A 14,153-nucleotide genomic window follows, 5' to 3' on the forward strand; every position below is an offset into this window, starting at 1 on the left:
GCTGAGGGGGGCCGGGCGCGGGCGGAGGTCATGGCCGCCGGGGTGGCGGCCATGACCTCCGTTTCTCTCGGTGCCGTGGTGGTGGGGAGGGTCAGACGGGCAGGACGCGCAGGGCGGGGTAGCGGGCGGAGTTCAGGTACAGCTTGTCGGTGCCGTGTTCCTTCTCCAGTTCCAGGACGAACCGGTAGCGGTAGAGCCCGGGCTTGGCCTCGCTCATCACCGCCCCGGCCCAGTAGTAGTAGACGGCGGTGTACTGGTCGCGCATGCGGTCGGGGGCGCCGTAGACCTTGAGTTCGGTCATGATCCGGCGTTCGGCGACGTCGTCCTCGTCGCCTTTCTCGATGTCGAGGAACACCAGGTTGTTGATCTTCGGCATGGGTGGCCAGGTGCCGTCGGCGCCGCGGTGCATGTCGATGGGGCGGATGATCCAGTTGATCACCTGGCCTTGCTTGCAGATGGTCTCCAGGTGGTCGGTGCCCTGTCCGACGCCGCCGACGCTGTTGTCCATCATGTAGAGGCAGCCGTCCAGGGATTTGGTGGCGGCGGCGCGTTCCATGTCGACGAGGGTGACCACGTTGAGCTGGACGGAGTTGAGCTGGCCGCGATCGGCGAATTCCGCGGCCGCGTATGCCTGGGTCATCGGCCTTCCCTTGCCTGGTCGGCGGGTCCGGCCAGGGCCGGCCGTGCGGTGGGGGTGAACGGGGTGGTGACGGTGCCGAGCAGGAACGAGATGCGGTACCGCAGGGGTTCGGTGAGGTCTTGTTTGACCTCGGCGGTCCAGAACACGATGTCGGTGCCGGGGTAGACCTTGCGGGTGGGTTCGGCGACGCGGGGGTCGATCTCGATGTCGGTGATGGCGGCGTAGGTCTCGCATTCCAGCGGGATCACGTTCCACAGCAGGGTGTCGCCTTTGGTGACGCGGCTGTGCAGTTCGGGGGTGCCGAACCCGGTGGAGCCCGCGGCTTTGTTGGTGTCGTACAGGTAGAGGCTGTCGTCGAGGTTCTCCGAGGCCAGGGCGGCGACGGGGTCGATCACGGCGGTGATCGTCACGGGCCGGGAGGGCCGTCGTTCGGGTTGTTTGGTCTTGGGTGGCATGCGGTTCCTTCGCTGGTGGGTGCTCCGGTCGGGGGAGGGGGTCAGCCCGTGGCCGGGACGGCGGGCAGGGGCAGCAGGCCGAGCCCGGCGCCGGTGAATCCGTTGCGCTTCGGATCGGTGGTGATCTTGAGGGTGGATTCGCAGGTGAGGTCCACCGACTCCCAGATCATTTCGTCGTTCTGTTCGATGAGTTCGTGGAGCTGGACGTGCATGGTGTACGGGTATTCGCCGGGGCGGCTGGTGTCGACGGTCGCGGCCCAGTACCAGCCGTCGTAGATCATGTCGGGGGATCCGTACTGGGCCGGGTACATGATCTTCTCGGTGACGGCGGGGCCGGTGATGTCGGTGATGACCGGGGCGGGGTAGTTGTAGGCGCCGGCGCTGCTGGTGGTCTTGCCGGTGACGTCGAGCAGTTTGGCGGCGGTGAGGCCGCGTCCGCCGGCCGGCTTGCGTGCGCGTTTGCCGACGCGCTTCTGCAGTCGTTTGAGGTCGGTGTCGCTGACGCCGCCGTCGGCGTTGAGGGAGGCGAGCTGGTCCAGGGTGCGCCGGTCGTCGGCGCGTTCCTGTTCGGCCAGGTAGTTGCGCGGCACCGTCGGGGGGATGGCCCCGAGGGCGGCGGGCAGCCAGTTCAGGACCTGTTCGGTGGCCTGGGATCCGTCCATGAAGTGGGTGCCGGGGACGATGGTGACCAGGTGCTCGGTGCCTTCGCCGGTGGAGCCGAACAACTTCATGTTGTCGAACCAGTAGGTGTTGCCGGCGAGGGATCGCGTGCGGAGCGCGTTCTCGACGTCGAACAGCACGATGATGCCGTGTTGCTGGGCCATGAAACCGCCTTTCGGTTAAAGGAGGGGGCTCACACGCGCATCAGCGCGGGCGAGTCGACGTGCAGCACGCTGTTGGGTCCCTCGTGGAGCTTGAGGGAGAGCCGGTACCGGTAGGGGACGCCGGGTGTCATGTCGTAGGGCACGACGCCTTCCCAGACCAGCAGGTCGTGGTTCTCGGTGCCGTTGGAGCCCATGGCGTCGACCGGGGGCGGCGCGGCGGGGGAGGGTCCGGCGGGTGGTGCGGCGGGGGCGCCGGGCAGGAATTCGATGGAGTAGATCTCGACGGGGGTCTGCACGTCGATGTGGATGGGCGTCCATTGGACGACCTGTCCGGGGATGACGGTGGTGATCAGGTCGGGGGTGCCTTGGTGTTTGCTGCCCGAGCTGTCGTCGACCAGCGACAGGTTGCCGTTGTGCAAGGTGCGGTCCGACAGCGCCCCGACGGCGTCGACCATCACCACGATGCTGATCCTGTCTTTCATCGTTGCTCCCTTGGGTGGGTGTGGGGGACGCGGGCCACGCTCAGCCCCGGTCCCTGACCAGCGGCGTCTTGCCGACGGCGGTGCGTTCGATCTGCGGTGAGGAGCGGGGCACGAACACCAGCCCGAAGGTGTATCCGGTGTGTTCGATGGCGGCGGCGGTGGCCTCGCGGTCGTTGAACAGCGACAGCGAGGCCGGCAGCGCGGTGGTGAACAGGTGGCGGGTCCCGCTGGGGCCGAGGCCCTGGTCGATGGCGGCGGTGGTGGCCTCGGGGTCGTCCACGGCCACCAGCAGGGTGAGGGCGCGGTCGTCGCGGTGGTTGTGGAACTGGACCTCGTGGGCGACCAGGTCCAGGTCCAGGCCGGTGGTGGAGCGCAGCCGCCCGCGCAGGGCGGCGTAAGCCAGCGTGGCGGAGTACTGGCTGTCGTTGAGGTGGAGCACGTCGGCGGTGCGCCCGGCGAACTCGAATCGCCCGGTGCGCAGCCCGGGTCCGGACAGGGCGGGGCGGCGGATCATCCGGTCGCCGAGTTTGAGCCGCAGCAGGGGTGTCTCGTCGGCGTGCAGGCGGGTGACGACCAGTTCGCCTTCCTCGCCTTCGGCGACGGCGCGGCCGTTTTCGTCCACGATCTCCACCAGGTGCAGTCCGGGGACGGCCGACAGGGCGGGGTCGGTGTGGTCGAGCTGGAGGCCGACGCATTCGGCCTGGGTGGCGGCGAAGTAGCTGAGGATGGACACGTTGGGGAAGAACGCCTGGAGTTCGTCGCGTTTGCGCTGCGGGAGTGAGCCGCTGCCGTACATGGCGACGCGGAAGCTGGCCCTGGCCTGCGGGGACAGCCCGGCGCCGAGTTCGGGGAGCAGGGCGATGCCGGCGGTGATGCCCATGAGCGCCTTGTGGCCGGGGTAGGAGAACATGTGCTCCAGGACCGGGGCGCTGACCGGGCCCGCGCCGATGTAGTTGACGCCGGGGACGCTGGACAGCACGCCGCCGACCATGGTGCCGCTGCTCCACATCTGGTAGTCGGCCAGGGTGGTGGCGAGCCAGCGGGGGGCGGGGCCGCGCAGGTAGCGGCCGAGCTGGTAGGCGCCCATGAACGCCCCGGCGATGCGGTAGGTGTCGCGGAGTTCCCGCAGGGAGTACACGATCTCCAGGGGCATGCCGTCGCCGGTGCCGCCGCTGGCCACCACCTCGAATCCGCCGCGGTCCAGCGGGACGACCATGCCGGCGCGGGCGCCCATGAACATGTCCCATTGCACGGTCTTGTCCGACAGGGGGACGCGTTCCCATTCGGACATGTCGGCGGGGGCGTCGCGGATCCCGAAGTAGTGCAGCCGTTCGCGCCACAGCGGGTTGAGCAGGGCGACGCCGACGAGCTGCTGGAGGCGGCGCAGCACCAGGGCGTCCTGTAGTTCCAGGGGGGACTCGCAGTAGGGGACGCCGGTGAGGCGCCCGCATTCCTCCAGTTTCCCCGCGAAGGACGGCAGGCGGGTGACCTCCTCCACCGAGCGGGGCCGTAGCTCCTGGTCGGGGATCAGCCGTGCCGCGAGCTCCGCCGAGGAGGCGACGCCCAGGTCCGTCATGGTCATGTGTGGCTCCCGTTCCGCTGGTCGTTTCCGGTGGCGGCGCTCGCGCGCAGCACCTGTTGCCCGATGTCCCTGATCTCGGCGATGAGCATGGCCAGGTGGCCGGCGTCGATGAGGTGGTTCATGACCACCACGCGCAGCGCCGCCACCGCGTCGATGTCGACCTTGGAGATGAAGAAGCGGCCGCCGCCCCGGATGCGGTTGCGGATCTCCAGTTGCAGCCGGTGGGCGGTGGCGTCCTGAAGGCCCGGTGGCCGGTACCGGAAGCACAGGATGTTGGATTCCGGCCGGTGGGCGACGGCGAAGTCGGGTTCGGCGGCGATCATGTCGGCGGCCTGCCGGGTGACCTCGCACAGCCGGTCGATCTTCTGGGCGAACAGCGCCGGCCCGTACACCGACCAGACCGCCCACAACGGCATGATCATCGGGCGTTTGGTGCATTCGAAGTTCTTGTCGGCGCTGTCGTAGGCGCTGTAGGGGTCGGGTTCCTCGTCGAAGACGTAGCTGGCGCGCTGGCGGAACGCGCCGCGCGCGGTCGCGGCGTCGCGGTAGAACAGCAGGGTGCAGGGGGCCGGCATGAACAGCATCTTGTGGGCGTCCCAGGTGAGCGAGTCGGCCTGGTCGATGCCGCGCAGTTTGTGTCGGTGGTGGTCCGACAGCAGCAGGCTGGCCCCGTGGGCGCCGTCGACGTGCAGCCACAGCCCGTAGCGGCGGGCGACGGCGGCGAGTTCCTCCAGGGGGTCGAAGGCGCCCATGGCGGTGGTGCCGGCGGAGGCGACCAGGCAGAAGGGGCGCAGGCCGCGCCGGTGGGCCTCGTCCAGCGCGGGGCCGGCCAGGTCGGGGCGGATGCGCCCGGCACTGTCGGCGGGGAGGCGGATGATCTGCCGTTCGCCGATGCCGAGGACCCCGGCGGCCCGGGTGACGCTGTAGTGGGTCTGTTCGCTGACCGCGATGGCGGGGGGGCCGGGGGTGCCGCCGGCGCCGCGGGTCCAGATCTGGGGGAAGGCGCGGTCGCGGGCGGCCAGCAGGGCGGTCATGTTGGCCAGGGAGCCGCCGGAGGTGGTGACCATGGCGTACCGGCCGGGTTCCCAGCCGATGAAGTGGTTGAGGTGTTCGGCCATGAGGCGTTCGGCGACGCTGGGGAGCTGGCCGGCCTCGTAGAAGGAGGAGGGCTGGTTGACCACCGAGCCGACCAGGTCGATGAGGCTGGCCAGGGGGACCACGCCGGAGAACTGGCGTCCCATGTACCCAGGGGAGTACACCGGGATGCCGGTCCCGGTGTACAGGTCGACGATCTGGTTGACCCGGTCGGCGTCGAAGTCGGCGATGTGCGCGGTCTCGTGGGTCATCAGGTCGCGTGCGGCCTTCAGCAGCACGGCGGGGTCGAGCAGGTCGAGTCCCCGGACCGAGTGGTCGCCCAGGTATCGGGTCAGGCGGGTGACGATGGCGGCGGCGCCGTCGTGGAAACGTTCGGGGTCGAAGGCCGCGGTGAGGCCCGGTGCGGGTGACCGGGGGCCTTGGCCGGTGGTCGGTTCGGGAAAGGAACTCTGGACATCGGAAAGCGAACTCGTCACGGAGGAGACTCCAACTGATCCGGCGTCGAGAATGGTCAGGTGACCGGCGGGGGGTGAATTCGGGCGTGGTGGTGCCGGGTCCGGGCGGTCACATGAGGGTTCTCGCGATTAAATGCGTGAACTGCGGTGCGAGGGCGTGCGATAAAGGGTTCTCCGGGCGGCGGGGGCGGGACGGCGGTGCTGCCGTCGCCGGGCCGTCCCGGCGGGTTGGAACGGTTCAACTTCGGGGGTGGGTGGAGGGGGGATGTGGTCCGGTCGCGGGGAAGGTGGCGGTGGTGGCCGCCGCGCCCCTGGTCACGCGCAGTTCGGGCGGTGCGGGTCAGTCCGGCGGTGCGGTCGCCGGTAAGGAGGGCAAGGCGGTGGCCCGTCGGGGACGAATCACGATTAATTCGATCTGTATTTCACCCGCCGTATACGTTGGCACGCCCGTCATGTAAGCGACCTAATCATTGTTGACAGGAGGGGCGCAAGACCTCGGATGCAGGTGGAGTGGCAGATTCCGGCCAAAGTTACTTGCGTGTGGTGATCGGGTCGGGGCCGGGGGGCTCGTGAGTTTCCCTCGTGACATTCGGGCGGGGTGGTTATTCGTGGTCGCGGCCGTGCGGTGGGCGCCCTTTATCGCCCGGACATTCTTATTGCATGCGGTTGTATTCCAATAAAGGTGGCGAAAGCCCTCGATCAGGCCATAAAAGGGGCCGGTCCCTGCCCGCGCGGGCAGGGACCGGCCGGGTGGCCCGCCGTCAGAAGGTCCCGGCGGTGTTGCACTTGGCGCTCTGCACGACGCAGTCCTTGACCCGGTGGCCGAGCGCGCCGTTGTCCCAGGCGTTGAAGAAGTCGCCGTGCATCGAGGAGGCCATCCCCGACGCCAGGCGGAACCCGTCGGCGGTGCCCGCCGAGGGGTAGGCGATGACGAACGACACCGACGGGATGGCCACCGGGTAGGCGCCGCCGCAGGTCCCGGTGTAGGTGTAGGCCAGGTGCGACTTGTGGTCGGGGCTGTCCAGGTGCCGGCCGTCCCAGCAGTCGGGGAAGACCAGCTGGAACATCAGGGTGGCGGTCGGCGCGCACACCGGCCAGTTGCCGTCGGCGCTGCGCCCGGTCTCGCCGCCGGGCCCGGCGCAGTAGAACTGGTTGACCGAGCCGCGCGGGGTGGGCACCTGCGACCGGGCGTCCCCGGCGATCATGCGGAAGCCCAGCGGGAACGGCACCGTCGCCGAGGCGTCGGTGAGACGGGAGCCGTAGTAGACGATCACGCCCTTGGGTTCGACGGGCCGGTCGTGCTCGTACAGGGTCGGGATCCAGTACGCCGACAGGTCCGCCGGGGCCGGCGCGCAGCTCGTCGCGGTGGTGCCGAGCAGGGACTGGGTGGTGGTCAGGGCGTCGGTGCTCCGGTTGCCGAGGAAGCTGTGCATGTGGGAGGCGCCGGGGAGCCCGGGGAACACGATCGGGTCGTCGGGCCGGGAGTGGCTGTAGGCGCAGGTGGCGTTGAACTCCGGCACGCGCACCGCGCCCGCGGGCACCGGCGCGGGGGTCATCGCCCGGAACGCGGCCAGCTGGGCGTTCCAGGCGGCCGGGTCGACGTCGGTCCACCCGCCGCCGGAGGAGGCGGTGGCCTCGAAGGAGAACCAGTTGATGTTCGCGAAGTCGCCGCCGGCGGCCGACCGCATGATCGCGAACACCGTCTGGGGGCCGGCGGGGTGGGTGGCGGCGCTCGCGGTGGTGGTGACCCAGCTCTGCCAGCCGCCGGTCGCGGTGACCGGCAGGCCGGCCAGCAGCGGCCCGGTGAGGGAACCGGTGCGCAGCTCCACCGTGCCCGAGCCGGCCGCGGAGGCGACGCGCACCGCGACCGTCAGCGCCGCGGTGCCGAGGTCGACGCCGTCGAAGCGCATCCAGTCGCCGGAGGCGAGGTAGGCGGCGTTCTGGCCACCGCCGGTGTCGGCGGTCGCCTCCAGCTGCACGCCGGACTGGGCGGCGAAGGACTCGGCTTGGACGACGGTGGCGGCGGCCTGGGCGGCGGAGTGGGTGAGCGCGGTCGCGGCGAGGGCGGCGGCCAGCAGGGCGCGCAGCAGGAACTGTGGTCTTCGCACGGGGGTTTCCTTCCGGGCACGGGGGGACCGCGGCGGGGGCGGCCGGGGGCGCGCCCGCCGCCGGCGGGGCGGAGCGGAAAGGCGCGCCGACGTCGTCACCCATGCTTTTGGTGCTTAATTTTAGGTGTGAAGAGAGCGCTCCCATGGTCAGGATCATCCCGCCTTCACGTCCTGTCAAGCCCTTTGACAGGCGGATGTCCGGTGAGCGGACGGGCGTTCGGCGGGCGAAGGGGGCTCAGCGGCCGGCCGGCGGGGCGACGAGCAGCCCGGTGCCCGGGTCGTGACCGGCCGGCGCGGGACCGGCGACGATCATGGTGGCGCGGGCCCACGGCCGTTCCCGCGACAACAGCGGCACCTCCTCCAGCAGCCACCGCGCCACGTGCGCCAGCTGCTCGGGGGATTCGCCGTCGCGGGCGGCCAGCAGCCGCTCCTGCTCGCCGAGGTGCACGATCGCCGAACCGGGTACCGCCGCGCGGAGCCGCCCGGCCAGGGTCGTCTTGCCGGCGCCGCCCCGGCCGTCGATCGCGATCACCCGAGGGCGGCCGGTGACGCCGGGCGAGGCGGCCAGCAGGTGCCGGACGGCGCCGGGCACCGACATCGGCCGCCAGCCGGTGGCCTCGGGCTCGCCTGGATGGAGACGCATCGGCACCCTGCCTGCGAGGAGGAGAACACGGGCCCGGACGGGCCGCCGGTCGCCTCACCTTATCGACGCCGTGCCCTGCGGACGCCGAAAACCGGCCGCGTTGAAGTTTCCAGTGGCTGGAAAAATCAATGAGGTGTACATTGGTGCGCGTGGAGGAGACACGGCGCGAGCGCAAGAAACGGCTGACCCGGCGGCTGATCGTCACCGCCGCCCTGCGGCTGTTCGAAGAGCACGGGTACGAGGGGACCACGGTCGCCCAGATCACCGCCGCCGCCGACGTCGACCCCAAGACGTTCTTCAACTACTTCCGCAGCAAGGACGAGGTGCTGTTCGTCGACACCGAGCACACCTACGCCCTGCTGCTCGGCGCCATCGCCGAACGCCGCCCAAAGGAGGGCCCCGCCGAGGTGCTGGCGCGGATGCTGGAGCGGTTCACCGCCCACCACATGCCCGAGCTCCCCCCGGGACGGGCGCGGGAGCTGGCGCTGGCCTACCGCCTGGTCTCCACCGTGCCCGCCCTCCAGGCCAAGGCCCTGTACCTGCTGTTCGACCTGCAGCACAAGATCGCCGACGAGCTGTGCGCGGCCTTCCCCGGCCATCTGGACCCGATCACGGCGGCCGCGATGACCGGGTCGCTGATGGGCGCCGTCCAGCAGGCCGGCATCGCCGCCGTCCGCCTCGGCCGCCCCCAGCAGGACCTGTGGGAGGCCGCCCGCGTCGGCGTCGGCGTCGCCATGGACGGCCTGCGAGCACAGAAAGGACCCGACGACCATGGATGACAGCGTCCGCCGGCTGACACGTGACGCCCGCCGCGCCGCCGCGCAGGGCCCCGAGGCGATCGCGGCCCGGCGACGGGCCCGCCTTGCGGAGATGGTCGCCCACGCGCGCGCCGCCTCCCCCTACTACCGCGAGCTGTACCAGGACCTGCCGGAGCGGGTCGAGGACCCGGCGCTGCTGCCGGTCACCACCAAACGGGACCTGATGGGCCGCTTCGACGAATGGGTCACCGACCCCGAGGTGACCCACGACCGCGTCCAGGCGTTCATGGCCGACCCCGGGCGGGCCGGGGAACGGTTCCAGGGCCGCTACCTGGTGGCCACCACCTCCGGCACCAGCGGCCTGCGCGGGGTGTTCGTGCTGGACGACCGGAACATGGCCGTGAACTTCGCCCTCGGCTCGCGCAGCCGGGGCGCGCTCGGCGCCGGCGCCATCGTCAAGATCCTCACCCGGGCCGGGCGCACGGCCATGGTGTCCGCGCCCGGCGGCCACCTCCTCAGCACCGCCCTGACCGCCCGCCTGCGCAAGGAGAGCCGCCGAGGCCGCGCCCTGCGGGTCTTCTCGATGTACGAGCCGCCGGCGGAGCTGTACGCCGAGCTCGCCCGGTACGACCCGGCGCTGGTCGTCAGCTCCCCGAGCATGCTGGGCCTGCTCGCCGCCACGCAAGACGCCATGCGAGGGGCCGCGCAAGAGGCCGGGCAAGGCGCCGGGCGAGAGGCGGGGCGGGCGGCCGGTCGGGCGCGGCTCAGGCCGGTGCTGGTCATCGCCGGCGGCGAGACCTCCACCGAAGACGACCTCGACCGCATCGCGGCCGCGTTCGGCGCGCCGGTCCACACCGCCTACGCCGCCACCGAATGCGGGTTCCTCGCCTACGGGTGCGAACGGCGGTGGTACCACCTCAACAGCGACTGGGCGATCCTGGAACCGGTCGACGCCCACCACCGGCCCACCCCGCCCGGGGAGCCCTCGCACACCGCCCTGCTGACCAACCTCGCCAACCGGGTGCAGCCGATCCTGCGCTACGACCTCGGCGACAGCGTCATGGCCCGCCCCGACCCCTGCCCGTGCGGGAACCCGCTGCCGGCGATCCGGGTGCAGGGCCGCGCCGCCGACGTGCTCACCTTCCCCACCGGGCGGGGCGACCGCGTCGGCATCACCCCGATGGCCTTCGGCACCCTGCTGGACCGCACCGCGGGCGTCGAACGGTTCCAGATCGCCCAGACCACCGCCACCACGCTGCGCGTACGCCTGGTCCCCTCGGCGGGCGCCGACCCCGGCCGCGTGTGGAGCGCGGTGCACGCCGAGATCACCCGCCTGCTCATCCGGCACGACGTCACCGGCGTCACCCTGGAACACGCCGAGGAACCACCCCAGCGCTCACCCGGCGGCAAGTACCGCCGCATCATCCCCCTCGCCTGACCCCACCCCACCCCGGCCCTGCCCGCCCCGGTCGGCCCTGCCCGGCACGCCGCCGGGGCAGGGGGAGGGGGAGGGGGAGGGGACCGGCCGTCCGGCCTGCGGGGGATCGGCGGTATCGGTGCGCACGGTCAGTCGGCCGCCAGGGCCAGGCGCACCCCGAGGCCGATCAGGACCGTCCCGGTGATCCGGTCGGCGGCCCGGCGCACCGGTTCCCGGCTCAGGACGCCGCGCGCCAGCTCGGTGCCGAAGATGAGCAGCGTGAACCACGCGAACCCCTCCAGGTTGTGCACCAGCGCCAGCAGCACCCCGGTCAGCAGGTGCGGGGCGCCCTCGGGGATGAACTGCGGCAGCAGCGCGACGTAGAACACGCCGATCTTGGGGTTGAGCAGGTTGGTCGCCAGCCCGCGCGTCCAGGCCCGCCCCGCGCCGCCCGGGACCGGGGCCTGCTCGGCGGCCGGCCCGTTCGCGGCGCCGCGCCGGGCGCGCCACAGCATCGAGGCGCCCAGCCACACCATGTAGGCGGCGCCCGCGTACCGCAGCACGGTGTAGGCCGCTTCCGAGGCGGTCAGCAGCGCGGAGACCCCGGCCGCGGCGCCCGCGCCCCAGATCAGCACCCCGGTGTTGATCCCGAGAGCGGTCGCGAACGCCTGCCGGCGCCCACCGGTGACCGCGGCGCGCAGGACCAGGGCGGTGTCGAGCCCCGGCACGATGGTCATCAACGCGGCGACCACGGCGAACGACGCCAAAGAGGAAAGCACCCGCCCATCCTCCCCCATTCCCCACGAATCCCCCACCAAAAGCGGGGGTGAGCGGCCGGCCCGTGGGGGCGGGCGTGTGCGGGTGGACACCCGCCGCCGGCACCACTGCGCCGGACGGGACACCGAATCCCCACGAACCCCCGCCGAACTCGAACCCGCCGCCGAAGTGGCCGGCCCTGGGTGCGACCCCCGGCCGGAATCCTTCCGCTTCCCCACGAACCCCCCACCGCCGAAGTGGCCGGCCCTGCCGTGGGCGCGGACCCAGGCCGGAATCCCTTCGCGATCTCTCTCCTCCGCTCCTCTGGTCTTCCCCTGGCGGAAAGCGGGGGCCCGATCTTTCACCCGCGACCCCCCAGAAAGCGGCCCGGGATTTCACGAGTGACCGGTCTAGGTGCGGGTGGCGGCCGGGGTGTAGTCCTTCAAGGTGATGGCGTCGCCCCGGGAGACGGCCTTCTCGATCAGCCCGGCCCACGGCAGGTGCGGCATCAGCCGGATCGACAGGTTGCGCATGCTGATCGCCGCCCGCGAGTTGGGGACGAAACCGCTGACGCCGCCGGGCGGGAGCTTGTGGCACTGCCGTACCAGGGGGCGCATCTCGCGTTCGTAGGCGGCGAACCCCGCCCGGTGGTCGCCGCCCGCGCGGGACAGTTCCCCGGCGAGCACGTACGCGCCGACCAGGGCGAGCCCGGTGCCGTTCCCGGCCAGCGGCGAGGGGCCGTACCCGGCGTCGCCGAGCAGGACGACCCTGCCGCGCGACCAGCCGTCCATGACGACCTGGGTGGCGGAGTCGAAGTAGAAGTCGGTGGCGGCGTCCATCCGGCGCAGGATCTCGGGCACCTGCCAGCCCGCCCCGGCGAACACCCCGGCCACCACCCGCCTGTGCTCGGCCGCGTCCCGCCGGTCGCGGCCCAGGGGAGCGGAGGCGAACCCCAGCAGGACCTTGGCCTCCTCCGGCCGCCGGGAGGGGCGCAGGGCCGCCATCTTGCGGCCCGGCATGTTATAGAACAGCTCCCAGTCGGTGATCCCGAACACGTTCGGCACCGTGAAGGACGCCGTGCAGCACCCGAGCTCGCGGCGGAACCCCGCGTCCGGGCCGAACACCAGCGACCGGGTCGTCGAGTGCGTGCCGTCGGCCCCCACCACCAGGTCGAACTCGCGGGCCGCCGACCGCTCGAAGGTGACGCGCACGCTCGCCGGTGCCTGGGCGATCGCGGTGATGGTGTCGCCGAAGATGTACTCGGTGTCCGGCCCGGCGGCCTCGAGCAGCAGGCCGGCCAGGTCGCCGCGCGGGATCTCCACCTCGCCGACCACCCCGTTGCCGCCGAGGAAGGAGGCGGGCATGTCGGCCACCCGCCTGCCGGAGGCGTCCACGAACGACATCCCCTTGGAGCCCACCGACAGCTCGCGGGCCCGCGGCAGCAGCCCCATCCGGTCGACCACCTCACGGGCGGCGCCGCGCAGGTCGACGGTGTGGCCGCCGGGGCGCGGGGCGGGCGCCCGCTCGACCACGGTCACGGTGTGGCCGTGGCGGCCCAGCCAGTGGGCCAGGGCGGTTCCGCCGATGCCGGCACCGCAGATCAGCACGTTGGTCATCACAGGTCCCCTCGTTGTCGTGCCGCCACCGTACCTCCGGTGCGCGTACACTGTAAGCGAGCACTAGTGCACCAATTCGTGCCGGTCGGCACCCGGCCCGCCCGGGGCCACGCGCACTAGTGCGGGGGAGAGGGGACCATGGACCAGACCCGGCCGCCGTACCTGCGGATCGCCGACGAACTACGGCACCGCGTCACCACCGGCCGGCTACGACCCGGCGACCGGATGCCCTCGACCCGGCAGATCACCCGGGAATGGGGAGTAGCCATGGCCACCGCCACCAAAGCACTCGCCATCCTCCGCCAAGAAGGCCTCCTGACCCCGGTCCCCGGCATAGGCACCGTAGTGACCACCCCGCCTACGGGCGCCTCCCCGCCCTCCCCGCCCTCCGCTCCCGGCACCGGCTCCCGTGCCCCTCGTACCGGCCCGCCTCTCGGTGCCCTTCCTTCCACCGCTCCCCACACCGGCTCACGCACTACCTCTCGTAGCCGTCCCTTCCCGTCTTCAGATCCCTCGGCGGCGGGTTCCGGTACGGCCGACCCCCGGGCGGGTCTCGCCTCGGCGGGTCGCGGTGGTGCTGAGTTGAGCCGGGAGCGCGTCGTGGGGGCCGCGATCGCCATCGCCGATGCCGAAGGGCTGGCCGCGTTGTCCATGCGGCGGATCGCCGCCGCCCTGCGCACCTCGGTCATGGCGCTGTACCGGCACGTGCCCGGCAAGCAGGAACTGCTCACCCTCATGGCCGACACCGCCCTGGCCGGTGCCCCGCTGCCCGAACCGCCGCCCGACGGCTGGCGGGCCCGGCTGGAGCTGGCCGCCCGGACGCAGTGGGCCCTCTACCACCGCCACCCCTGGCTGGCCCAAGCCATGCCGATGACCCGCCCCGCGCCCACCCCGAACGGGATGGCCCAGGCCGAATGGGCGATGCGCGCCGTGGACGGCCTGGGACTGGACCCGGTCACCATGGTCCACATCTACGTGACCCTCGCCAACTACGTGCGCGGCACCGCGACCAACCTGGAGGCCGAGGCCGACGCCGTGCAGCAGACCGGGATCACCGACGAGCAGTGGCTGCGGACCGCGGTCCTGCCGATGATGGCGGGCTTCCCCCTGCTGTCACAGATCCCGCCCGACACCATGGACCTGGACAGCCTGTTCGACTTCGGCCTCAACCGCCTGCTCGACGGCATCGCCACCCTCCTCCCACCGGACCCCACCACCCCGGCGCGAACGACACCACCGGCGTCCGAACGAGCCGCTCGACACCCCCGGGCGGACCGGTATCCCCACCCGCCCCATGACCGTGAACGCTGAGGTCCCTCGGG

Annotated in this window: 13 protein-coding genes and 1 pseudogene; 4 read left to right on the forward strand and 10 right to left on the reverse strand. The window is 71.9% G+C overall.

The features are described 5' to 3' along the window. Positions 1-91: 91 nt before the first annotated feature. The 8 genes from NYZ98_RS00550 to NYZ98_RS00585 all read right to left on the reverse strand — a co-directional run bounded on the left by NYZ98_RS00550 (position 92) and on the right by NYZ98_RS00585 (position 8,284). On the reverse strand, positions 92-640 hold the full coding sequence (locus NYZ98_RS00550; RefSeq protein ID WP_262840387.1) for a hypothetical protein: 549 nt from the start codon (positions 638-640) through the stop codon (positions 92-94). Continuing rightward, entirely contained in the window at positions 637-1,095 is a 459-nt protein-coding gene (locus tag NYZ98_RS00555) for a hypothetical protein (protein ID WP_262840388.1), read from the reverse strand. Before NYZ98_RS00555 ends, NYZ98_RS00550 begins: the two co-directional genes overlap by 4 nt. Positions 1,096-1,136: 41 nt before the next feature. Continuing rightward, positions 1,137-1,919, reverse strand: a complete 783-nt coding sequence (locus NYZ98_RS00560; RefSeq protein ID WP_262840389.1) for a hypothetical protein — start codon at positions 1,917-1,919, stop codon at positions 1,137-1,139. Between the two features lie 29 nt (positions 1,920-1,948). Continuing rightward, positions 1,949-2,401 carry a hypothetical protein gene (locus NYZ98_RS00565; RefSeq protein WP_262840390.1) on the reverse strand — a complete coding sequence of 151 codons (453 nt, stop codon included), beginning with the start codon at positions 2,399-2,401 and terminating at the stop codon, positions 1,949-1,951. A 40-nt stretch (positions 2,402-2,441) separates the two neighbouring features. Continuing rightward, a complete protein-coding gene (locus NYZ98_RS00570; RefSeq protein ID WP_262840391.1) occupies positions 2,442-3,983 on the reverse strand; it encodes a phenylacetate--CoA ligase family protein in 1,542 nt (513 codons plus the stop codon). Next, positions 3,980-5,554, reverse strand: coding sequence for a pyridoxal phosphate-dependent decarboxylase family protein (locus tag NYZ98_RS00575; RefSeq protein WP_262840392.1), 1,575 nt, complete (start codon positions 5,552-5,554; stop codon positions 3,980-3,982). Before NYZ98_RS00575 ends, NYZ98_RS00570 begins: the two co-directional genes overlap by 4 nt. A 740-nt stretch (positions 5,555-6,294) precedes the next feature. Continuing rightward, on the reverse strand, positions 6,295-7,641 hold the full coding sequence (locus NYZ98_RS00580) for a DUF1996 domain-containing protein (RefSeq protein WP_262840393.1): 1,347 nt from the start codon (positions 7,639-7,641) through the stop codon (positions 6,295-6,297). Positions 7,642-7,876: 235 nt separating this feature from the next. Next, complete coding sequence (locus tag NYZ98_RS00585; RefSeq protein ID WP_262840394.1) at positions 7,877-8,284, reverse strand: hypothetical protein; 408 nt, start codon at positions 8,282-8,284, stop codon at positions 7,877-7,879. 149 nt (positions 8,285-8,433) lie between these two features. Between NYZ98_RS00585 and NYZ98_RS00590 the strand changes: the two genes are divergently transcribed. Together NYZ98_RS00590 and NYZ98_RS00595 are read left to right on the forward strand one after the other, a co-directional pair. Beyond that, positions 8,434-9,063 (forward strand): TetR/AcrR family transcriptional regulator, encoded by a 630-nt coding sequence (locus NYZ98_RS00590; protein ID WP_262840395.1) that lies wholly within the window; start codon positions 8,434-8,436, stop codon positions 9,061-9,063. Beyond that, the gene (locus tag NYZ98_RS00595) at positions 9,056-10,480 is read left to right on the forward strand and encodes a hypothetical protein (RefSeq protein ID WP_262840396.1); all 1,425 of its coding nucleotides are present in this window, start codon (positions 9,056-9,058) and stop codon (positions 10,478-10,480) included. The genes NYZ98_RS00590 and NYZ98_RS00595 overlap by 8 nt, the downstream gene beginning before the upstream one ends. A gap of 128 nt (positions 10,481-10,608) precedes the next feature. Here NYZ98_RS00595 and NYZ98_RS00600 read toward each other — a convergent pair whose 3' ends face one another. Beyond that, positions 10,609-11,238, reverse strand: coding sequence for a LysE family translocator (locus tag NYZ98_RS00600; protein ID WP_262840397.1), 630 nt, complete (start codon positions 11,236-11,238; stop codon positions 10,609-10,611). 387 nt (positions 11,239-11,625) lie between these two features. Continuing rightward, complete coding sequence (locus NYZ98_RS00605) at positions 11,626-12,831, reverse strand: FAD-dependent monooxygenase (protein ID WP_262840398.1); 1,206 nt, start codon at positions 12,829-12,831, stop codon at positions 11,626-11,628. 138 nt (positions 12,832-12,969) lie between these two features. On the opposite strand from NYZ98_RS00605, the pseudogene NYZ98_RS00610 reads away from it, so the two are divergent. Both NYZ98_RS00610 and NYZ98_RS00615 read left to right on the forward strand, forming a co-directional pair. Continuing rightward, positions 12,970-13,167: pseudogene (locus tag NYZ98_RS00610) on the forward strand (GntR family transcriptional regulator); the annotation flags it as partial. A 246-nt stretch (positions 13,168-13,413) separates the two neighbouring features. After that, a complete protein-coding gene (locus NYZ98_RS00615) occupies positions 13,414-14,142 on the forward strand; it encodes a TetR/AcrR family transcriptional regulator (protein WP_262840597.1) in 729 nt (242 codons plus the stop codon). Positions 14,143-14,153: the final 11 nt, after the last annotated feature.

The sequence above is a fragment of the Sphaerisporangium corydalis genome, from assembly GCF_025506355.1.
GTDB classification, from domain to species: domain Bacteria; phylum Actinomycetota; class Actinomycetes; order Streptosporangiales; family Streptosporangiaceae; genus Sphaerisporangium; species Sphaerisporangium corydalis.